Source organism: Pseudomonas paraversuta, assembly GCF_904067025.1.
Classification (GTDB): Bacteria; Pseudomonadota; Gammaproteobacteria; order Pseudomonadales; family Pseudomonadaceae; genus Aquipseudomonas; species Aquipseudomonas paraversuta.
Map to the genome: position 1 here is coordinate 1,595,578 of NZ_CAJFDA010000001.1, position 21,949 is coordinate 1,617,526.

Below are 21,949 nucleotides of genomic sequence, written 5' to 3' on the forward strand. Positions count from 1 at the left end.
CACGAACATGGCTATCGAGATTAAAGCCCCTACTTTTCCGGAATCGGTTGCCGATGGCACCGTTGCCACCTGGCACAAACAACCAGGCGACGCTGTAAAGCGCGACGACCTGATTGTTGACATCGAAACTGACAAGGTTGTGCTGGAAGTACTGGCTACAGCTGACGGCGTTCTGGGCGCCATCGTCAAGAACGAAGGCGACACCGTTCTGTCCGACGAAGTCCTGGGCTCCATCGTTGAAGGCGGCGCTGCTGCTGCCGCGCCAGCCGCTGCTGCTGCACCTGCCGCTCAGGCTGCTGCTCCTGCCGGCGAAGGCGAAGACGATCCTGTTGCAGCTCCGGCTGCTCGCAAGATCGCTGAAGAAAACGGCATCAACATCGCTTCCGTTGCCGGTACTGGCAAAGGCGGTCGTGTGACCAAGGAAGACGTGGTAGCTGCTGTTGCTGCCAAGAAGGCCGCTCCGGCTGCTGCTCCGGCCAAAGCCGCTGCTGCACCGGCTGCTCCTGTTCTGGCTGCGGGCGACCGTGTCGAGAAGCGTGTTCCGATGACCCGCGTTCGCGCTACCGTGGCCAAGCGCCTGGTAGAAGCGCAATCGAACATGGCGATGCTGACTACTTTCAACGAAGTGGACATGACCGAAGTCATGGCACTGCGTTCGAAGTACAAGGACCTGTTCGAGAAGTCCCACAACGGCGTACGCCTGGGCTTCATGTCGTTCTTCGTGAAAGCAACCACCGAAGCGCTGAAACGCTTCCCGGCTGTTAACGCTTCGATCGACGGCTCCGACATCGTTTACCACGGCTACGCCGACATCGGTGTTGCTGTTTCCAGCGACCGTGGTCTGGTGGTACCGGTTCTGCGTAACGCCGAACTGATGAGCCTGGCCGAAATCGAAGGCGGCATCGCCGCTTACGGTAAAAAAGCCCGTGACGGCAAGCTGTCGATGGACGAAATGACCGGTGGTACTTTCACCATCACCAACGGTGGTACTTTCGGTTCGATGATGTCGACCCCGATCGTTAACCCGCCGCAAGCCGCAATCCTGGGCATGCACAACATCCTTCAGCGTCCAATGGCAATCAACGGTCAGGTTGTAATCCGCCCGATGATGTATTTGGCTCTGTCCTACGATCACCGCTTGATCGATGGCAAAGAAGCTGTAAGTTTCCTGGTAGCAATCAAAAACCTGCTGGAAGATCCAGCGCGTCTGCTGCTGGATATCTAAATAGCAGCGGCAAGCTGCAAGCGCCAAGCCTCAAGCTTAATAGCTGACGGGCTTCAAACTTGCAGCTTGCGGCTTGTAGCTTGTTGCTAAAAGGGAACCTTTTATGACACAGAAATTTGACGTTGTAGTGATTGGTGCGGGCCCCGGTGGCTACGTTGCCGCCATCAAGGCCGCGCAACTGGGTCTTTCGACTGCTTGCATCGAAAAGTACACCGACAAGGAAGGCAAACTGGCACTGGGCGGTACTTGCCTGAACGTCGGTTGCATTCCATCCAAGGCGCTGCTGGACAGCACCTGGAAGTATCACGAAGCCAAGGATGCTTTTGCCATCCACGGCATCACCACCGGTGAAGTGAAGATGGACGTTGCAGCGATGATCGGCCGCAAGGCCAACATCGTTAAAGGTCTGACTTCCGGCGTTGCTACCTTGTTCAAGGCCAACGGTGTGACTTCCCTGCAAGGCCACGGCAAACTGCTGGCCGGCAAGAAAGTTGAACTGACCAAGCCGGACGGCAGCGTTGAAATCATCGAAGCCGAGAACGTGATTCTGGCTTCGGGTTCGCGTCCGATCGACATTCCGCCAGCACCGGTAGACAACAACATCATTGTTGATTCCACCGGCGCACTGGAATTCCAGTCCGTACCCAAGCGTCTTGGCGTTATCGGCGCTGGCGTAATCGGTCTGGAGCTGGGTTCGGTATGGTCCCGTCTGGGCGCTCAGGTAACTGTTCTGGAAGCCCTGGACACGTTCCTGATGGCTGCCGACGCTGCCGTGTCCAAAGAAGCCTACAAAACCCTGACCAAACAAGGTCTGGACATCAAGCTGGGCGCTCGCGTTACCGGTTCCAAGGTTAACGGCGAAGAAGTCGTTGTGACCTACACCGACGCCAACGGCGAACAGACCATCACCTTCGACAAGCTGATCGTAGCCGTTGGTCGCCGTCCGGTGACCACCGAGTTGCTGGCAGCTGACAGCGGTGTGACCATTGACGAGCGCGGTTTCGTGTTTGTTGACGATCATTGCGCCACCAGCGTTCCGGGCGTATTCGCCATCGGTGACGTGGTTCGCGGCATGATGCTGGCACACAAGGCTTCTGAAGAAGGCATCATGGTTGTCGAGCGCATCAAGGGTCACAAGACCGAGATGAACTACGACCTGATTCCATCGGTTATTTACACTCACCCGGAGATCGCGTGGGTCGGTAAAACCGAACAGGCCTTGAAAGCTGAAGGCGTTGAAGTTAACGTCGGCACCTTCCCGTTCGCAGCCAGTGGCCGTGCCATGGCAGCAAACGACACCGGTGGCTTTGTCAAAGTCATTGCTGATGCCAAAACTGACCGCGTACTGGGCGTCCACGTGATTGGCCCGAGCGCTGCAGAACTGGTTCAGCAGGGCGCGATCGGTATGGAATTCGGCACCAGCGCCGAGGACCTGGGCATGATGGTTTTCTCCCATCCGACCCTGTCCGAAGCGTTGCACGAAGCAGCACTGGCAGTGAATGGCGGCGCCATCCACATTGCCAACCGCAAAAAACGTTAATACCAGACAATAAGAAACCACGGCGGTTTGCCCGTCGTGAGCCTTGCACGCAAGCCTCACCGCGGAACTTCCGCCGGACGCAGTCTTATGTCGCTTGAGCCAGATCCGACCTCGCCCACGCGGGAGTCGGGCTGGTCCGGGCAGCACAAGCAGCAGTCACAGGTGGTGCGGCACTAATCCAAGTGCAGCGCCGAATGCGCAGTACCTAACGAAGACGGTAAAAAGCATGAATCTTCACGAGTATCAGGGTAAGCAGCTGTTCGCTGAATACGGCCTGCCAGTATCCAAGGGTTATGCAGTAGATACCCCGGAAGCAGCCGCAGAAGCTTGCGATAAAATCGGCGGGACTGAATGGGTTGTCAAAGCCCAGGTTCACGCAGGTGGTCGCGGTAAAGCGGGCGGCGTTAAGCTGGTTCGCAGCAAAGAAGACGCTAAAGCATTCGCACAACAGTGGTTGGGCAAGCGTCTGGTGACTTACCAGACTGATGCCAATGGTCAGCCGGTCACCAAGATCCTGGTTGAATCGTGCACTGATATCGCTAAAGAGCTGTACCTGGGCGCTGTCGTTGACCGTTCGAGCCGCCGCATCGTGTTCATGGCTTCCACCGAAGGTGGCGTGGACATCGAGAAAATCGCTCACGACACTCCAGAAAAAATTCTGAAAGCTACTATCGATCCACTGGTTGGCGCACAGCCATTCCAGGGTCGCGAGTTGGCATTCCAGCTGGGTCTGGAAGGCAAGCAAGTTGCTCAGTTCGCCAAGATCTTCGTAGGTCTGGCCAAGCTGTTCAAGGATCACGATCTGGCCCTGCTGGAAGTGAACCCGCTGGTAATCAAGACTGACGGCGATCTGCACTGCCTCGATGCGAAAATCAACATCGACGCCAACGCCATGTATCGTCAGCCTAAGCTGAAAACTTTCCACGATCCGTCGCAAGACGATCCGCGCGAAGCGCACGCTGCCAAGTTCGAACTGAACTACGTGGCACTGGAAGGCAACATCGGTTGCATGGTCAACGGTGCTGGCCTGGCCATGGGTACCATGGACATCGTCAACCTGCATGGCGGCAAGCCAGCCAACTTCCTTGACGTTGGTGGCGGCGCAACCAAAGAACGCGTAACTGAAGCGTTCAAGATCATCCTGTCCGACAGCAATGTCGCTGCAGTACTGGTCAACATCTTCGGCGGCATCGTTCGTTGCGACATGATTGCCGAAGGCATCATCGGTGCAGTGAAAGAAGTCGGCGTGAAAATCCCGGTGGTTGTTCGCCTTGAAGGCAACAACGCTGAACTGGGCGCTAAAGTACTGGCAGAAAGCGGCTTGAACATCATCGCTGCTACCAGCTTGACCGACGCTGCTCAACAAGTTGTTAAAGCTGCGGAGGGCAAGTAATGAGCGTCCTGATCAATAAAGACACCAAAGTTATCTGCCAGGGTATTACCGGTTCGCAAGGTAGCTTCCACACCCAGCAAGCCATCGAATACGGCACCAAGATGGTTGGTGGCGTAACTCCTGGTAAAGGCGGCACCGAGCACCTGGGTCTGCCAGTGTTCAACACCGTGAAAGAAGCTGTAGCAGCCACTGGCGCAACCGCCAGCGTGATCTACGTTCCGGCTCCTTTCTGCAAGGATTCCATCCTTGAAGCAGCGTTCGGCGGCATCAAGCTGATCGTTTGCATCACTGAAGGCATTCCTACCCTGGACATGCTTGACGCTAAAGTTAAGTGCGACGAACTGGGCGTAGTCCTGATCGGCCCTAACTGCCCTGGCGTTATCACTCCAGGCGAATGCAAGATCGGCATCATGCCAGGTCACATTCACTTGCCAGGCAAAGTAGGCATCGTGTCGCGTTCCGGCACCCTGACTTACGAAGCTGTCAAGCAAACTACTGACGCCGGTTTCGGTCAGTCGACTTGCGTTGGTATCGGTGGTGACCCGATCCCGGGCTCCAACTTCATCGACATCCTGAAGTTGTTCCAGGAAGACCCGAAGACCGAAGCGATCGTAATGATCGGTGAGATCGGCGGTTCGGCTGAAGAAGAAGCGGCTGCCTACATCAAGGCACACGTGACCAAGCCGGTTGTTTCCTACATCGCTGGTGTGACTGCCCCTGCTGGCAAGCGCATGGGCCATGCTGGCGCAATCATCTCTGGCGGCAAGGGTACTGCAGACGAGAAGTTTGCTGCTCTGGAAGACGCAGGCGTTAAAACCGTGCGTTCGCTGGCAGACATCGGCAAGGCTCTGTCCGAGCTGACTGGCTGGGCAATCAAGTAAGCCTCGCGCTTAACTGATAGTTACACCAGGCAAAGGCCACCTTCGGGTGGCCTTTGTGCGTTTGGGGAATTAAACAGCGAGTGGTGCCGCAAGCGGGCTTGATGCCGGGCGCACAAACTTGCTCAATAGTTATAATAACTTTAGGAGAAATCCTATTTACGAATAAGAAAATCACATCAAAACGATTTTCGATGTCATTTAAGCGACAACTGCGTTCGTTCATCGGACAGTGCGCCCTGTAACAGTGCGCGCCATGGAAAAAATCGGTAACCTTGCCGCCAACTCTGCATTTCTGCGTATGCATCCCAAAAGGAAGCCGCGCGCTAGACGGGTCGGCCTTATTCAGGCTGACAGCATTTCCCACATCCGCACGGGAAATTCCCCTCTAAATTCCGATTCAGTAGTGTGGTATTTCCGTAATGAAAGTTTTGAAAGGCCAGGACATTCTGGCACTTGGGTTTATGACATTTGCCCTGTTTGTCGGGGCTGGCAATATCATTTTTCCACCTATCGTTGGCCTGCAGTCCGGACCTCACGTCTGGATGGCTGCACTGGGTTTCCTGATTACTGCTGTCGGCCTGCCGGTGGTTACCGTCATTGCGCTGGCTAAAGTCGGCGGCGGCATGGATGCACTGAGCAGCCCGATCGGCAAACTGGCTGGCGGCATACTTGCAGCTGTTTGCTACCTGGCTGTCGGTCCGCTGTTCGCCACCCCGCGTACAGCCACCGTATCCTTTGAGGTCGGCCTGGCCCCTTTGACCGGTGAAAGCCCGCTGGCGCTGTTTTTGTACAGCTCGGTGTACTTCCTGATCGTGTTCTTCGTGTCGTTGTATCCGGGCCGCTTGCTGGATACCGTTGGCCGCTTCCTGGCGCCGCTGAAAATCATTGCCCTGGCGATCCTCGGCATTGCAGCCTTTGCCTTGCCAGCCGGTGATATTGGCGTTGCGACCCCGGAATACGTGGCAGCACCGTTCTCCCAGGGCTTTATCAATGGCTACCTGACCATGGATACCCTCGGCGCACTGGTGTTCGGCATCGTGATCGTCAACGCAATCCGTTCCCGCGGTGTCGAATCGCCAAAACTGATTACCCGGTACGCAATCATTGCCGGCCTGATCGCCGGTGTCGGTCTGGCGCTGGTATACGTCAGCCTGTTCCGTCTGGGTGCGGGCAGCCATGAAGTGGCCGCCGGTGCAACCAACGGCGCAGCCGTACTGCACGCCTATGTTCAGCACACCTTCGGTTCGCTGGGCAGCGGTTTCCTGGCCGTATTGATTGCCCTGGCGTGCCTGGTTACTGCCGTTGGCCTGACCTGTGCCTGCGCGGAATACTTCAGCAAGATACTGCCGCTGTCCTACAAGACACTGGTGGTTATCCTCGCCGTATTCTCGCTGTTCGTCTCCAACCTTGGTCTGACCAAGTTGATCGCCTTCTCGATCCCGCTGCTGACGGCAATCTACCCGCCATGCATCGTCCTTGTGGCCTTGAGCTTCTGCAAAGGCTTGTGGCATGCGCAGGCACGGATTGTTGGCCCGGTGATGCTGGTGTCGTTTATCTTCGGCACTATCGATGCGCTGAAAGGCGCAGGTCTGGGTGAGTGGATTCCTGCCCAGCTGGCCAACATGCCATTCAGCAATCAGGGGCTGGCGTGGTTGGTGCCGAGCCTGGTGATCTTGCTGGCTGCAGTGATTTGCGACCGTATGCTGGGTAAGCGTCAAGAAGCTATCGCGTAATGACCGGGCACGCCAAAAGCGCGCTTTGAGTCAATCAAAAAGCCCTGCATCCAATGGATGCAGGGCTTTTTTTATGGTCGAACTTTTAAACCCTGAGTTGAACATTGCCGGTTTGATTTGTTGATCTCCAGATGCAACAAAGCCTGCACTAGGCAGGCTTTGTGGTGCCGCTCACAAAAGCAGATTACTTGCTTTCTGGAGTTGCTACAGGTGCAGCCGGAGCAGCTTCTTTAGCAGCCGCTTCATTGGACTCGGCCTGAGCTTTAGCCGCTTCAGCGTTCTCTTTGGCTGCATCGTTCACTTTGTCTTGGGCTTCGTTCATTTTTTCCTGGGATTGCTCGGTGTGCTGAGCCGCCTCTTGGGCTTTATCTTCGGATTTCTTGTCGCAGGCCGCGAGACCGAGGGTGGCAGCCAGCATCAAAGCAACAGCGAAAGTATTACGCATGGGGTGTTTCTCCTTATGAGTAGATCTACTGGGCGTTTGAGCACGTGCTGTGCGCTTAAGTTCCATGGCGGTTCATATATATAAACGACGGCTTAAACACAGCCTGCGCGCGGTAAAAGCGAGGCATTGAGAGTACAGGCCTTGAAATTTAAACCTTAGCCCCCAACTTTCATGACATCCCGCCGCCAACCCTCTCGGGCGTGGCTCATGCCATCTAATCGGAGTTTGATAACAATGAGCGTGGAAACTCAAAAAGAAACCCTGGGCTTCCAGACCGAGGTCAAGCAACTGCTACACCTCATGATCCATTCGCTGTACTCCAACAAGGAAATTTTCCTTCGCGAATTGATCTCGAACGCCTCTGATGCTGTCGACAAATTACGTTTTGAAGCGCTTTCCAAGCCTGAACTGCTGGAAGGCGGTACTGATCTGAAAATCCGTGTCAGCTTCGACAAGGACGCCAATACCGTCACTCTCGAAGACAACGGTATTGGCATGAACCGCGATGACGTGATCACCCATCTGGGTACGATCGCCAAGTCCGGCACCGCCGATTTCATGAAAAACCTGTCGGGCGACCAGAAAAAAGATTCGCATCTGATCGGTCAATTCGGTGTGGGCTTCTATTCGGCCTTTATCGTGGCTGACAAGGTTGATGTCTTCAGCCGCCGTGCCGGCACTCCTGCAAGCGAAGGCGTGCACTGGTCCTCCAAAGGCGAGGGCGAGTTTGAAGTAGCAACCGTCGAGAAAGCCGATCGCGGTACCAAAATCGTGCTGCACCTGAAGAAAGGCGAAGAAGAGTTCGCTGACGGCTGGCGCCTGCGCAACATCATCAAAAAGTATTCCGACCATATCGCCCTGCCAATCGAGCTGCCTAAAGAGCAGACCGTCGCAGAAGGCGAAGAAGCACCGGCACTGGAATGGGAAACCGTCAACCGCGCCAGCGCCCTGTGGACCCGTCCTCGCACTGAAGTCAAGGACGAGGAATACCAGGAGTTCTACAAGCACATTGCCCACGACTACGAGAACCCGCTGGCCTGGAGCCACAACAAGGTTGAAGGCAAGCTGGAATACAGCTCGCTGCTCTACGTGCCGGCCCGTGCTCCGTTCGACCTGTATCAGCGTGAAGCCCCCAATGGCCTGAAGCTGTACGTACAGCGTGTGTTCGTGATGGATCAGGCAGAGTCGTTCCTGCCGTTGTACCTGCGCTTCATCAAAGGTGTGATCGATTCCAATGACCTGTCGCTGAACGTGTCGCGGGAAATCCTGCAGAAAGACCCGATCATCGACTCCATGAAATCGGCGCTTACCAAGCGTGTGCTCGACATGCTGGAAAAACTGGCGAAGAACGAGCCTGAGAAATATCAGGGCTTCTGGAAAAACTTTGGCCAGGTGATGAAAGAAGGCCCGGCTGAAGATTCCGCCAACAAGGAAAAAATCGCCGGTCTGTTGCGCTTTGCTTCGACCCACGGTGACGACGGCGAACAGAATGTTGCTCTGGCCGACTACCTGGCCCGTGCCAAAGAAGGTCAGGACAAGATTTACTACCTGACCGGCGACACTTACGCCCAGGTCAAAAACAGCCCGCACCTTGAAGTCTTCCGCAAGAAAGGCATCGAAGTGCTGCTGTTGACCGATCGTATCGACGAGTGGCTGATGAGCTACCTCAGCGATTTCGACGGCAAGAGCTTTGTCGACGTGGCACGCGGTGATCTGGATCTGGGCAACCTGGACTCGGAAGAGGACAAGAAAGCCGCAGAAGAAGTCGCCAAGTCCAAAGAAGGCCTGGTTGAGCGCATCAAGGCAGCGCTGGGCGAAAGCGTCAGCGAAGTGCGGGTATCGCACCGTCTGACCGATTCACCTGCCATTCTGGCCATCGGTGAGCAGGACCTGGGCATGCAAATGCGCCAGATCCTGGAAGCCAGCGGGCAGAAAGTGCCGGAATCGAAGCCGATCTTCGAGTTCAACCCGGCTCACCCGCTGATCGAGAAACTCGATGCGGAGCCGAGCGAAGAGCGTTTTGGCGACCTGTCGCACATCCTCTTCGATCAGGCAGCCCTGGCGGCCGGTGACAGTTTGAAAGACCCGGCAGCTTATGTCCGTCGTCTAAACAAACTGTTAGTAGAGTTGTCGGTGTAACTGAGCTATAAAAAACCCGCTTCGGCGGGTTTTTTTTGTTTCGAATTCAGGAGTTTTTAATGAAATCTATTTCGGTCAGTTCCGTTGCCTATCAAATCGACGGCCTGCCATACGAAGGCCGCCTGGCCTTTGACCCGAGTCGAGAAGACCCGCTGCCGGGGTTGTTGATGGCACCGAACTGGATGGGCATCAGCGAGGGCGCCGAAGAGATCGCCAAGTCGGTGGCAGAGCAGGGCTATGTGGTGTTGATCGCCGACCTCTACGGCCAGGCTACACGCCCCGCCAATGGCGACGAGGCGGGCGCGGCGATGATGCCGCTCAAGAACGACCGCGCCTTGTTGCGCAAGCGCATGTGGGCAGCCTATGACGTGCTGAAAAACCAGGGCCTGGCAGTGGTCGACAGCAGCAAGCTGGCGACCTTTGGCTTCTGTTTCGGTGGTTGCTGCTCGCTGGAACTGGCGCGCAGTGGTGCGCCGTTGAAAGCGGCCGTATCTTTTCACGGGACCCTGGATACGCCCAACCCGATCGATGCCAGAAGCATTACCGGATCAGTGCTGGTGCTGCATGGCGCTTCCGACCCGCTGGTACCCCGGGAGCAACTGCCGGCTTTCGAAGCCGAGATGAACGCTGCCGGCATCGACTGGCAATTGACCAGCTATGGCGGCGCCGTGCACTCCTTTACTGATCCCCATGCCAACGTGCCGGGCAAAATGATGTACGACGCCAAAACCGCGCACCGGGCGTTCACCGCCATGCACAACCTGCTGGATGATGTGTTCAGGGACTGACACCACACTGTGGGAGCCAGCTTGCTGGCGATGGTTTCGGCCCAATCCTGCAGATACAGCCGGTTGCCTGCATCGCTGGCAAGCCAGCTCCCACAATTGTGTATGGGCCCTGTGGGAGCCAGCTTGCTGGCGATGGCTTCGGCTCAATCCTGCAGATACAGCCGGTGCCTGCATCGCTGGCAAGCCAGCTCTCACAAGGGTGTATGGGCTCTGTGGGAGCCAGCTTGCTGGCGATGGTTTCGGCCCAATCCTGCAGATACAGTCGGTTGCCTGCATCGCTGGCAAGCCAGCTCCCACAAGGGTGTATGGGCTCTGTGGGAGCCAGCTTGCTGGCGATGGCTTCGGCTCAATCCTGCAGATACAGCCGGTGCCTGCATCGCTGGCAAGCCAGCTCCCACAATGGTTTAAGTGTCAGGTCCGGGCCCTGTGGGAGCCAGCTTGCTGGCGATGGCTTCGGCTCAATCCTGCAGATACAGTCGGTTGCCTGCATCGCTGGCAAGCCAGCTCCCACAAGGGTGTATGGGCCCTGTGGGAGCCAGCTTGCTGGCGATGGTTTCGGCCCAATCCTGCAGATACAGTCGGTTGCCTGCATCGCTGGCAAGCCAGCTCCCACAAGGGTGTATGGGCCCTGTGGGAGCCAGCTTGCTGGCGATGGCTTCGGCTCAATCCTGCAGATACAGTCGGTTGCCTGCATCGCTGGCAAGCCAGCTCCCACAATGATGTATAGGCCCTGTGGTAGCCAGCTTGCTGGCGAGGGTTTCGGTTCAATCCTGCAGATACAGCCGGTTGCCTGCATCGCTGGCAAGCCAGCTCTCACAAGGGTGTATGGGCCTGTGGGAGCCAGCTTGCTGGCGATGGTTTCGGTTCAATCCTGCAGATACAGCTGGTTGCCTGCATCGCTGGCAAGCCAGCTCCCACAAGGGTGTATGGGCCCTGTGGGAGCCAGCTTGCTGGCGATGGCTTCGGCTCAATCCTGCAGATACAGCTGGTTGCCTGCATCGCTGGCAAGCCAGCTCCCACAAGGGTGTATGGGCCCTGTGGGAGCCAGCTTGCTGGCGATGGCTTCGGCTCAATCCTGCAGACACAGCCTGTTGCCTGCATCGCTGGCAAGCCAGCTCCCTCAAGTTTGTAAGTCAGGTGGGGCTATGCCGTGCGCTCTATGGTTTCGCTTACGGTCAAATCCCGCATCAACAACCCGTAGTTCAAGTCCACCTGCTCCGGAATCGGCAGGTATACGGTGTGGCCGTCACCCGGTGCCACCTGAATCGGCAACCCGGCGCTGTTGTGTAGATGGTCAAGATCGAAGTGATAGTTGCCCCGGGGCGTCATCAACTCCAGATGATCACCCAAAGCGAAGCGGTTTTTGACTTTTACTTCTGCCAGCCCGTTGCGCCGCTCGCCGGTGAGCTCGCCCACAAACTGTTGGCGATGGGACAGCGAGCTGCCATGCAGGTAGTTCTGATACTCGTCGTGCACATGGCGGCGCAAAAAGCCCTCGGTGTAACCACGTTGCGCCAGTGACTCCAGATCGGTCATCAGGCTGTGGTCAAATTCACGACCGGCCACCGCATCATCAATCGCCTTGCGATACACCTGGGTCGCCCGCGCGCAGTAGAAATGCGACTTGGTACGGCCTTCGATCTTCAGCGAGTGCACCCCCATCGCGGTCAGGCGCGCAACGTGTTGCACCGCACGCAAGTCCTTGGAGTTCATGATGTAGGTGCCGTGTTCATCCTCGAACGCCGACATCGGTTCGTCCGGGCGACCGGCTTCGTGCAGGACGAACACTTCATCGCTGGGGGCTCCCACGCCCAGGGTTGGCTCAACGATGTTGACCACATTGCCCAGCTCGTTTTCCGTTGCCGGCTTTGCCTCGTACTTCCAGCGACAGGCATTGGTGCAACTGCCCTGGTTGGCATCACGCTTGTTCATGTAGCCCGACAGCAGGCAACGGCCGGAGTAGGCCATGCACAGTGCGCCATGCACGAAAATTTCCAGTTCCATGGCGGGTACTTTCTGGCGGATTTCCTCGATTTCTTCCAGCGACAGTTCCCGCGACAGAATGATCCGGCTCAAACCCTGCTGGTGCCAGAATTCGACACTGGCCCAGTTCACGGTATTGGCTTGTACCGACAAATGAATCGGCATGTGCGGGAAGTGTTTGCGCACCAGCATGATCAAGCCCGGATCGGACATGATCAGCGCATCCGGGCCCATGGCAATCACCGGCTCCAGGTCTTTGAGGAAGGTGCGCAGCTTGGCATTGTGCGGGGCGATGTTGACCACCACGTAAAAGCGCTTGCCCTGAGCCTGGGCTTCGGCGATACCGATGGCCAGATTGTCGTGGTCGAATTCGTTGTTGCGCACCCGCAGGCTATAACGTGGCTGACCGGCATACACCGCGTCGGCGCCATAGGCGAAGGCGTAGCGCATGTTTTTCAGGGTGCCGGCAGGGGCAAGGAGTTCGGGCGGTGCAAGTGGCATGGTCAGGTCATTCGCAAAAGGGCGCGATGGTAGACCAGGCCGAATGCCGCACTATTGATCTGGGTCTACAAAACGCCTCGGAGCGGCCGGTAACCCAGGCTCAAAGCCAGCCCCGCCGATTGCCCCTTGTGCAATAAATGCAAGCCCGGGCGACCTGGCAGGTGATGGGCATTGACCGGGTGGCTGACCGGCTCGAAGCAGAAAAAATCCTCTCCGGCAGGGCAGTACACCAGGCAGTACGGGGCACCCGTGGCCCGGCACTCCAGCTCGTAGCCCAAATCCGGCTGGCTGATCAGCCCATGGCCATCCCAGCCGGTAAAACAGTTGTCGAGTCTTGTCTCGGGCAGGCTGGCGAGCTGGTTGAAATCCCGTTCGGCCGTCAAGGGCGCAAGGTGTGTGGGCAGCCCGTCGGTATCGCACAGCCAGATCTGTGCAGTGCGGGCCTGTAAGCGGGTGCGGGGAGTGCGGGGGAAATAGGGATGCAGCCCCAGGCCATGCCAGGCGGCACGTTCGTCCTGATGGGTAACGCTCAGTTCGATGCGCAATTGACCTTCAATCAGGCGGTAACGCAGCTGCGCGTGGTAGGCGAAGGGCACAGTGCTATCGAGTTGCAGGCAGGCATGCTGCGCGGTGTGCTCAATCACACTCCAGGGTTGTTGCCAGCCACTGCCATGGATGGGCAGGGCTGAGGTGGGGCTGTTGGGCTGCAGCACAAACCAGTGCTGCGGGCCGTCAAAACCGCCATCGCCGATGCGGTTCGACCAGGGCACCAGTGGATAGCACGCCAGGCGTCCCGGCAAACCGCTGTTCAATGCCGTGTCGGCACTGGGGCGCAACAGCGGCTGGCCGCTGGCGACGACACTCCAGTTGACAATGCTGGCACCGATCATCGGCGCCAGTGTCAGCCGGGTCAGGCCGTCTTCCAGGATCAACGTCTCGGGCCGCATGGCCGCTACCTCCACTGAGCAATCACGCGGCACGCCGCCACGTCAGCATTACAATACCGGCGACCACGATCAGGCCACCGATCACCTGACTGCTGCTGAGCAACTGGTCCAGAATCAGCCAACCAAACAGCAGGCTGGCCACCGGTTCAACGTTCATGACCGGGGCATTACGCGCCATGTCCAGGCGGGTCAGGCAAATAAACAGCAGGCAGAACCCTAGCCCATAAAGAGCCACTAGGCAGGCAAGGGCGGTCCAGCCGGTTGACGAGCCGGGCAGTGAAACGCCTCCCGGCAATACACCGCTGACCCCGGCGACTGCCGCGACGCTGAATACAATCAGCATCGTCAGCATGCTGCGCACCGTGCCGCGCACGCTCGACAGCTTGTGGTCAGTGATCCACAGCGCGCAGGCAAACACAGAAGCTGCGGCGAACCCGAAGGCAATGCCTTCCAGCCATTGTGCTTCGGTTGTGCCTTGATTCGACAGGCGCTCGGGGACGTCCAGGGCAAACGCCAGCCCGAACATGATCACGCCCATCAATACCGCTGCCCGCCGGGTCGGGGCCGAGCCGCCCAGGGCCCAGGTCAGCAGCACCAGCAGGATCGGCGCCACGTTGGCGATCAGCAATGCCAGGGCCACGGGGATGCGGGCCACGGCGGAATAGATAAAGAAGCTTTGCGCCGCGATCAGCACCCCCAGCAGCACTTGCCAGCGCCAGTGGGCGGGGGTTAACCGGGGGCGTTCACGTTGCCACAGCACCAGGCCGGTCAGTACCAGCAGGGTCACGCCGGCGCGGCACAGAATCGCCAGCAGCAGGCCGGTGTCATGGTCAAAGGCGATCCGCGCGGCGATGTGATTACCGGCAAATGCACAGGCCAGCAACACCAGCAGCAACACCGCGACATGACGGGGAAACAAAGCAGGAGCAGACATGAGTAACCAGCCTCCTTGGCTGGAAATAAAGCTGAAAACCCGTAGGAACGAGCTTTTAAACCGCTCGCGAGCAAGCTCGCTCCTACAGAGGGGGGGTTACAGCACCACGCTTGGCAGCCACAGCGAGATGGCCGGAACGTAGGTCACCAGCATCAGCACCAGCAGCAGGGCCGCATAGAACGGCAGCAGGGCTTTGACGGTGTTTTCGATCGTGACCTTGCCCACGGCGGCACCGACGAACAGGACCGCACCCACCGGCGGGGTAATCAGCCCGATCCCCAGATTGACCAGCATGATCATGCCAAAGTGCACCGGGTCGACACCGATCCCGATAATCACCGGCAGCAGGATCGGGGTCAGGATCAGAATCAGCGGCGCCATGTCCATCACCGTGCCCAACAGCAGCAACATGACGTTGATGCACATCAGGATCACGTAGCGGTTATCCGACAGCGTCAGGAACGCTGTGGTGATCTTCATCGGGATCTCCATCAGCGTCAGGATGTAGCCGAAGCTGGCAGCAAAACCGATCAGGATCATCACGATGGAAATAGTGCGCACCGCCCGGTGCATCAGCTTGGGCAGGTCGCGCCATTTGTAGTCGCGATAAATGAACATGGTGACGAAGAACGACCAGAGCACGGCGATGGCCGCGGACTCGGTGGCGGTGAAAATACCCGACAGAATGCCGCCGAGGATGATGACCATGGCCATCAGGCCCCAGAGCGCATCGCCGGCGATTTTCAGCGCCTGGCGCAGCGGAATCACTTCACCCTTGGGGTAGTTGCGCTTGCGCGCGAAGATCATGCACAGCCCCATCATCACGGCACTAAGCAGCAGCCCCGGAAAGATCCCGGCCATAAACAGCGAGGCGATCGACACCGTGCCACCCGCAGCCAGCGAGTACAGCACCGAGTTGTGGCTCGGCGGTGTAAGCAAAGCCTGGACCGAACCGCTGACGGTGACCGCCGTGGAGAACTCCCGGGGATAACCGGCACGTTCCATTTCCGGAATCAGCACTGAACCCACCGAGGCGGTGTCGGCCACCGAAGAGCCGGAAATCGCCCCGAAGAAGGTCGAGGCCACGATATTGACCAGTGACAGGCCACCGCGTACGAAACCTACCAGCACCCCGGCAAACGCCACCAGCCTGCGGGACATGCCGCCCTCGGCCATGATCGCACCCGCCAGAACGAAGAACGGAATCGCCAGCAGGGAGAATTTGTTCACGCCGCCGGCAACCTGAATCATCAGCGCGTCGAACGGAATATCGATCCACCATGCGCCAATCAGCGCCGAAAGGCCCAGGGCGTACGCCACCGGCATACCGAGAAGGATCAGCGCAATAAAACTGCCCAACAATACCAAAGCATCCATTTAGACGGCCTCTTCGCTGGCTTCTACGATGTCGAACCGCACCGCGCGGCGATGGCTCTGGTCACCCAGAAAGAGTTTTTCCAGGACAAAAACCAGGGTCACCAGCCCGCCAATGGGAATCGGCAAATAGGAAATCCCGACCCGCAAGGACGGCATCTCGCCGAGGAATTGATTCCAGGTGGTGGCGCACAGCTTGAAGCCCTTGACGGCCATGAACAGGCAGACCACCACCATCAGCAGCTGCACCAGCAAGGCGGCCTGTTTGCGCACCATTGGCGGCATCCTTTCGACCGCCATCGACACCGCCATGTGCGCGCCGGCACGGTAACTGGCGGCCGCGCCAAAGAAGGTAAAAACCACCATCAACAAGATGGCGACGGGCTCTGGCCAGCTGGAGCCCGAGCCCAGTACATAGCGGGCAAAAATGCCCCAGGGAATGATCAGGGTCATGGTCAGCACCGATAAACCGGCGATCCCGATACAGACCCGATACAGCATGTCGTTCAAGCGCAGTACGGTATTTTTCATGGGGCTCACCACTGCGGCGGTGACGGGGCGGGGCCCGTCACCGCGGCATAATCGGACAGGCTTATTGGACCGCTTCAATACGCGAGATCAGGTCTTTGTAGTCCGCCCCGTATTTGTCACGAACAGGCTGAGTGGCGTCGTAAAAGGCTTTTTTCTGTTCCGGGGTCAGGGTGATGAACTCCACCCCGGAAGCCTTGAGTTTTGCTTCAGCGTCAGAAGACTTTTTGTCCCACAGAACGCGCTCTTCCATCTGTGCTTCACGGGCTACCTTCTGCACCAGTGCCTGTTGCTCCGGGCTGAGCTTGAGCCAGGTGGTTTTGGCAATCACGATCGGCTCGGGCAGGATCAGGTGATCAGTCCAGGTGAAGTACTTGGCGTTCTGGTAGTGGTTGTGCTCGAGAAAGGTCGGCGTATTGTTTTCTGCACCGTCGATCACCCCGGTCTGCAGGGCGCTGAAGATCTCGCCCGTGGCCATGGCGATGCCGTTGCCGCCCATGTCGTTGATGGTGTCGATAAATACCGGGTTGCCCTGGACCCGGATTTTCATGCCCTTGAGGTCTGCGATCTGGCGCACAGGCTTCTTGGTGTAGAGGTTGCGGGTGCCGCCATCCATCCACGCCAGGGCGACCATGTTGAAGTCGGAGTTGGTGATCTTGTCGAGCATCTCCTGGCCGATTTCACCGTCGATGATTTTGCGCATGTGTGCCTGGTCGCGGAACACAAAGGGCAGGTTGAACGCATTGGTCTCGGGGACCACCGGCCCGAGGATGCCGAGGCTGACCCGGGTCATTTGCACCGCGCCGGACTGCAACTGCTCGACCACTTCTTTCTCGGAGCCCAGCACGCCGCCGGCAAACATCTTGAAGCTGATATCGCCGTTACTTTGATCCTGCAGCTTCTTGCCCATGTCCTGTTCGGCCACTACCGGTGGATAGCCAGCCGGGTGAACTTCGGCGAATTTGATTTTGATTTCGGCCTGGGCAGCGCCCGAAAGGCAGAAAGCCAGCGGTAGAGCAGCAATAAGCAAGGTGCGTTTGAAATCCATGGGTCACTCCAAATATTGTTTTTTTTATATCAAGGTGTCGGATCAGCAATGTCGGTAAACAGTCAGTTGTTGAAGGCGGGTTCCACCAGCCCCTTGATTCCCGGCCTGAGGGCGAACACGCCGCCCGCCAGGGGTTGATCGCTGATATCGCCTGCCGGACGAATCGAGGTGACGAACAGGGTGTCCATGTCTGCACCTCCGAAGGCGCACATCGCAGGCTTCTTCACCGGTACGGCAAGGGAGCGGTCGAGTTTGCCTGCAGGGGTAAAACGGTGGATCAGGCCGGCATCATTGCCGCAGATCCAGTAGCAGCCATCGGCATCGACGGCAGCGCCATCGGGGCGTCCCGGATGCTCCAGCATGTCTACGAACAGGCGACGGTTGTACGGCGTTGCGCTGTCGATGGCGTAATCGAAGGCCCAGATTTTTTGCACCTGGGGGTGTGAGTCCGAGAGGTACATGGTTTTGCCGTCGGGGCTGAAAGCCAGGCCATTGGGGACGATAAAACCGTCCAGCTGAGCCGTTAGCGGTTCTGTCTGACCTGCGCTGTAGCGATACATCGCCCCGCACTGCGCGCCTGCGGCCATGTCCAGCAGCATGGTCCCGGCCCAGAAGCGGCCCTGGCGGTCACAGCGGCCATCGTTAAAGCGCATGCCGGGTTGAGCATGGTCAACGCCTGCCAGCAGGCGGGTGTCGAGAGCACCGTCGGCCCGGGGCTTGAGGCTGAACAGCCCGCTTTGCATGCCGGCGATCCAGCTGCCGTCGCTGCTGCGGGCGATGCAGGCAAGCATTTGCGGGGCATCCCAGCTCTGGCTGCGACCGTCGATCAGGCTCCAGCGGTGCAAGCGTGCGGCGGGAATATCCACCCAATACAGCGCCTGTTCTGCTGCGCTCCAGACCGGGCTTTCGCCCGTGGCATTGCGTGCATCGAGAATGAGTTCGGCGGTCATGGGGCTACCCCTGTCGGTCGTGTTCTTGTCAGCGGCTGTGTTCAGTCGTCGCCGAAGGGGCCGGCTGCGACGAAGGCTCCGCCCTGGTAAATCATGCTCGGGTCATTGGCCGCCGGCATTGGCTGGGCTTCAACCTTGGCGCGAAACACCTCTGAACTGTCCTTGGGGGCAAAACCCAGATGGGCCGCGTAGCGGTTGTCCCACCACAGGTTCGGATTGTTTGACGCGCCGTAGACCACCGTGTGCCCGACGTCCGGTGTGTACAGTGCGCGTTCGAGCAATTGGGTCAGATCGGCAAAACTCAGCCAGGTGCTGAGCATCCGGCGGTTCTGCGGTTCGGGGAAGGATGAGCCGATGCGGATGCTGACGGTTTCGATGCCATAGCGATCGAAGTAGAAGGTGGCCATGTCTTCGCCATAGGACTTGGACAGACCGTAATAACCATCGGGGCGGCGCGGGGAGCGGGCATCGAGGGTCTGGTCCTGTTTGTAAAAACCGATCACATGGTTGGAGCTGGCGAAAATCACCCGTTTGACGCCATGGCGTCGAGCCGCTTCATAGATATGGAAGACCCCGGAGATGTTCGGCCCGAGGATTTCTTCGAATGGACGCTCAACCGAGACTCCACCGAAATGCAGGATGGCATCTACGCCTTCAACCAGTTGCTGAACGGCGTTTTTGTCGGTGAGGTCGCAGGGGTGTATTTCCTCGCTGCTGTCGACAGCGGGAGCCATAGGCGCAATATCAGAGAGTCGTAAAACCCTGGCGTAGGGCTTTATGCTTTCACGCAGTACCTTCCCCAGGCCGCCGGCCGCGCCGGTGAGAAGAAGGCGATTGAAGGGATTTTGGACAGTGTGCGAGGTTGCCATCAAGAGACCCTTTTTTATTATTGATGTCATCTGTTGTCGTATGACATGGTCGGGATTATTCGCAGTCCTTTAGGGTGTTGTCAATGCACCGAGGGTCAAAACATAGTGTGGCGCTATCATTTTGTCATCATGACGGCGAGCGTATGGGTGTGGGAGCGGGCAGCAACGATGGGCGTGGGAGCTGGCTTGCCAGCGATTCAGACGCTGCGGTTTGTCAGCGACAGCCCGCCGCAGACGAGCCCGCTCCCAGAGGGGGGGCGGGCAGCAACGATGGGTGTGGGAGCTGGGTTGCCAGCGATTAGGACGCTGCGGTTTGTCAGCGACAGCCCGGTGCGCCCCCCGCAGACGAGCCGGCTCCCAAAGGGGGTGCGGGCAGCAACGATGGGCGTGGGAGCTGGCTTGCCAGCGATTAAGACGCTGCGGTTTGTCAGCGACAGCCCGGTGCGCCCCCTGCAGAAGAGCCCGCTCCCAGAGGGGGTGCGGGCAGCAACGATGGGCGTGGGAGCTGGCTTGCCAGCGATTAAGACGCTGCGGTTTGTCAGCGACACCCCGGTGCGCCCCCCGCAGACAAACCCACTCCCAGAGGGGAAGCGGGCAGCAAGGATGCGCTAGGTGTGGGAGCTGGCTTGCCAGCGATTCAGACGCTGCGGTTTGTCAGTGACAGCCCGTTGATCCGATCGCGGACAAACCCGCTCCCACAGGGGGTTACAGCAGCGACAACGGATAGCTGATAAAGATGCGGTTTTCATCATATTCGTTAGTGCTGTAGTCACGACGCATGGTCGAGTTGCGCCAGCGCATGTTCAGGTCTTTGAAGGTACCGGTCTGGATGGTGTAGGCCAGTTCCGATTCGCGACCCCATTCCTTGCCGTCAGTGATGGCGCCGGTGTGGATGTTATCGCCGCTCAGGTAGCGGTTCATCATCGTCAGGCCGGGTACGCCGAACACTGCGAAGTCAAGGTCGTGACGCAGCTGCCAGGAACGCTCCTTGGCAAGGTCGTAGCTGGAGTTGTAGCTGTCGTTGGCCAGGGTGCCGCCGCTGGTGCCGTTGACGCGCATCCAGCCATCATCGCCGCTGACTTTCTGCAGGCCGACATACAAGGTGTTGCCTTTGTATTTGGCCGAAAGCAGGGCGTATGCGGTTCTGTTGTTCAGGTCGCCGGCCAGTTTGCTGCCGTCGTCCTTGCCCCAGAAATAGCCGAGGTTGGCGCCCAGGGTCACATCACCAACAGGCTGGGTGTGCAGGACGTTAAGGAATTGCTGCTGGTAAATATCTTCCAGCTGCGCGTACCACAGGCCGACCTGGGTGTGCTTGTCGTTGAAGCTGTAATCGCCACCGGCAAAGTTGAAACGGTCGGACGTGAACGCGCCTTTTCCGTTAAGCGACATCTCTTCCATGCTCGCATCGTTACGCGGGCTGTTGCCCCGGAACTGGCCGCCATAGAGGTTGAGACCGGCGATCTCTTTAGAGGTGATCTGGCCGCCACGGAAGGTTTGTGGCAGTGAGCGTCCGTCGTCCGAGCGCAAGATCGGCAGTACCGGCATCCACTCACCGATTTTCAGTTCGGTGTTGGAGATCCTGGCCTTGGCTGCAACACCCAGACGGCCGAAGTTGTCGGCCGGTTCGCCATCGCCATGGGTCGGCAGCAACTGTGTGCCGACCGTGCCTTTACCGCCATCGAGCTTCTGCGAGTACAGGCCCAGGACATCAATCCCGAAACCGACGGTACCCTGGGTAAACCCGGACTTGACGTCGAGAATGAAGTTTTGCGTCCACTCTTCAGCCTTGCTCTGCGGATAGTCCGGGTTGGTGAAGTTGCGGTTGATGTAGGCATTACGCAAGGTAAGGGTGGCCTTGGTGTCTTCCACAAAGCCTTCAGCCAGGCCGGTCAGCGGTAAAGCCAGGCTCATGCTGCCAAGACCGAACAAGACCAGTGACCGAGTGTTTTGATGTTTCATTATTGTTACGCTCCCATTTTTTGGCATAGCACTTCCCGTGACCGTCAGAAGAGCGGTCAGCGATTCAAAGGACGTGCGTGGTGCCCTGAAGTCAGGGCGGCGACTCAAGTCGCTGAAGCGAGAGAGTCTTTTGCTTGCGCACTAGGCGTCAGCAAATTCTGCAGGTGATCGTTGCGTGGAGGATCGTGCTGGAAACACGACCGGCATGCGGCCAGTGCGGATTAACGGCGCGCCATGGCGGGGAGCGGACACGAAGGGGCTCATACGAAAGATTCCTTGATTATTTTTATTTTTGTTATCTGTTGTCGTACAACATCCATCGGATTATTTACAGCTTGGGTCAGATTTGTCAATGCAGGTTCAGCCAAACAATTAAAGTAAAAATGTGATCGGTGCAGCAGCCCGGGACCCTCGGCTCGGCAGGTGAGCCTGAAACCCGACCGGGCATGATACAGACCTGATTCCAATGCAGCCGAGAAATATGCGCCCATGCTGGCCAACCACTGTGAACGGCTAGCCCTGCAGGCTTTTTTTCATCAGTCTTATTCCCGGCCCCTGGCCTACCACCCGCTCGCTGGCCCCGACGCCCATGGCAAAGCCCTGGGTGCCGCCTTGCTGGATATGGTGCTTGAAACCTTGCAGGAGCGAGCTTGCTCGCGAGATTTTGCTTGCCGCGTTGCAAAAAATTGCGAGCAAGCTCACTCCTGCAGAC

The 21,949-nt window shown here is 58.2% G+C and carries 18 protein-coding genes; 7 read left to right on the forward strand and 11 right to left on the reverse strand.

Translation table 11 applies throughout. The annotated features are described in order from the left end of the window. Window positions 1-7 precede the first annotated feature (7 nt). The 5 genes from odhB (at window position 8) to brnQ (ending at window position 6,772) form a co-directional block, all read left to right on the forward strand. Window positions 8-1,225: a 2-oxoglutarate dehydrogenase complex dihydrolipoyllysine-residue succinyltransferase gene (odhB, locus tag JQ848_RS07550; protein WP_003446915.1), complete on the forward strand. Its 1,218-nt coding sequence runs from the start codon at window positions 8-10 to the stop codon at window positions 1,223-1,225. Window positions 1,226-1,328: 103 nt separating this feature from the next. Beyond that, entirely contained in the window at window positions 1,329-2,765 is a 1,437-nt protein-coding gene (gene lpdA, locus JQ848_RS07555; RefSeq protein ID WP_003446917.1) for a dihydrolipoyl dehydrogenase, read from the forward strand. 226 nt (window positions 2,766-2,991) lie between these two features. Further along, window positions 2,992-4,158, forward strand: a complete 1,167-nt coding sequence (sucC, locus tag JQ848_RS07560) for an ADP-forming succinate--CoA ligase subunit beta (protein ID WP_003446919.1) — start codon at window positions 2,992-2,994, stop codon at window positions 4,156-4,158. Beyond that, window positions 4,158-5,039 (forward strand): succinate--CoA ligase subunit alpha, encoded by an 882-nt coding sequence (gene sucD, locus JQ848_RS07565; protein WP_003446921.1) that lies wholly within the window; start codon window positions 4,158-4,160, stop codon window positions 5,037-5,039. The genes sucC and sucD overlap by 1 nt, the downstream gene beginning before the upstream one ends. 419 nt (window positions 5,040-5,458) lie before the next feature. Then, window positions 5,459-6,772, forward strand: a complete 1,314-nt coding sequence (brnQ, locus tag JQ848_RS07570) for a branched-chain amino acid transport system II carrier protein (protein ID WP_003446924.1) — start codon at window positions 5,459-5,461, stop codon at window positions 6,770-6,772. A 184-nt stretch (window positions 6,773-6,956) separates the two neighbouring features. Here brnQ and JQ848_RS07575 read toward each other — a convergent pair whose 3' ends face one another. After that, window positions 6,957-7,217: a hypothetical protein gene (locus JQ848_RS07575; RefSeq protein ID WP_003446926.1), complete on the reverse strand. Its 261-nt coding sequence runs from the start codon at window positions 7,215-7,217 to the stop codon at window positions 6,957-6,959. 234 nt (window positions 7,218-7,451) lie between these two features. Here JQ848_RS07575 and htpG point away from each other — a divergent pair, with 234 nt between their 5' ends. Continuing rightward, the gene (gene htpG, locus JQ848_RS07580) at window positions 7,452-9,356 is read left to right on the forward strand and encodes a molecular chaperone HtpG (RefSeq protein ID WP_202210434.1); all 1,905 of its coding nucleotides are present in this window, start codon (window positions 7,452-7,454) and stop codon (window positions 9,354-9,356) included. A 59-nt stretch (window positions 9,357-9,415) separates the two neighbouring features. Beyond that, complete coding sequence (locus tag JQ848_RS07585) at window positions 9,416-10,144, forward strand: dienelactone hydrolase family protein (RefSeq protein ID WP_003446930.1); 729 nt, start codon at window positions 9,416-9,418, stop codon at window positions 10,142-10,144. Window positions 10,145-11,287: 1,143 nt separating this feature from the next. On the opposite strand, the gene trhP is transcribed toward JQ848_RS07585, so the two are convergent. The 10 genes from trhP to JQ848_RS07635 form a co-directional block, all read right to left on the reverse strand. Then, window positions 11,288-12,628, reverse strand: a complete 1,341-nt coding sequence (gene trhP, locus JQ848_RS07590) for a prephenate-dependent tRNA uridine(34) hydroxylase TrhP (protein WP_161718361.1) — start codon at window positions 12,626-12,628, stop codon at window positions 11,288-11,290. A 65-nt stretch (window positions 12,629-12,693) separates the two neighbouring features. Beyond that, on the reverse strand, window positions 12,694-13,575 hold the full coding sequence (locus JQ848_RS07595; protein ID WP_202210435.1) for an aldose 1-epimerase: 882 nt from the start codon (window positions 13,573-13,575) through the stop codon (window positions 12,694-12,696). 22 nt (window positions 13,576-13,597) lie between these two features. Then, a complete protein-coding gene (locus JQ848_RS07600; protein WP_003446941.1) occupies window positions 13,598-14,509 on the reverse strand; it encodes an EamA family transporter in 912 nt (303 codons plus the stop codon). 96 nt (window positions 14,510-14,605) lie between these two features. After that, on the reverse strand, window positions 14,606-15,886 hold the full coding sequence (locus tag JQ848_RS07605) for a TRAP transporter large permease (RefSeq protein WP_003446942.1): 1,281 nt from the start codon (window positions 15,884-15,886) through the stop codon (window positions 14,606-14,608). Further along, window positions 15,887-16,414 carry a TRAP transporter small permease gene (locus tag JQ848_RS07610; protein ID WP_003446944.1) on the reverse strand — a complete coding sequence of 176 codons (528 nt, stop codon included), beginning with the start codon at window positions 16,412-16,414 and terminating at the stop codon, window positions 15,887-15,889. A 61-nt stretch (window positions 16,415-16,475) separates the two neighbouring features. Next, window positions 16,476-17,459 carry a TRAP transporter substrate-binding protein gene (locus JQ848_RS07615; protein WP_003446953.1) on the reverse strand — a complete coding sequence of 328 codons (984 nt, stop codon included), beginning with the start codon at window positions 17,457-17,459 and terminating at the stop codon, window positions 16,476-16,478. A 62-nt stretch (window positions 17,460-17,521) separates the two neighbouring features. Further along, complete coding sequence (locus JQ848_RS07620) at window positions 17,522-18,409, reverse strand: glucurono-1,5-lactonase (protein ID WP_202210436.1); 888 nt, start codon at window positions 18,407-18,409, stop codon at window positions 17,522-17,524. A gap of 41 nt (window positions 18,410-18,450) precedes the next feature. Beyond that, the gene (locus JQ848_RS07625) at window positions 18,451-19,278 is read right to left on the reverse strand and encodes an NAD-dependent epimerase/dehydratase family protein (protein WP_003446957.1); all 828 of its coding nucleotides are present in this window, start codon (window positions 19,276-19,278) and stop codon (window positions 18,451-18,453) included. Window positions 19,279-19,983: 705 nt separating this feature from the next. After that, window positions 19,984-21,237: an OprD family porin gene (locus JQ848_RS07630; protein WP_010656203.1), complete on the reverse strand. Its 1,254-nt coding sequence runs from the start codon at window positions 21,235-21,237 to the stop codon at window positions 19,984-19,986. 513 nt (window positions 21,238-21,750) lie between these two features. Further along, entirely contained in the window at window positions 21,751-21,933 is a 183-nt protein-coding gene (locus tag JQ848_RS07635) for a hypothetical protein (RefSeq protein WP_202210437.1), read from the reverse strand. Window positions 21,934-21,949 lie beyond the last annotated feature (16 nt).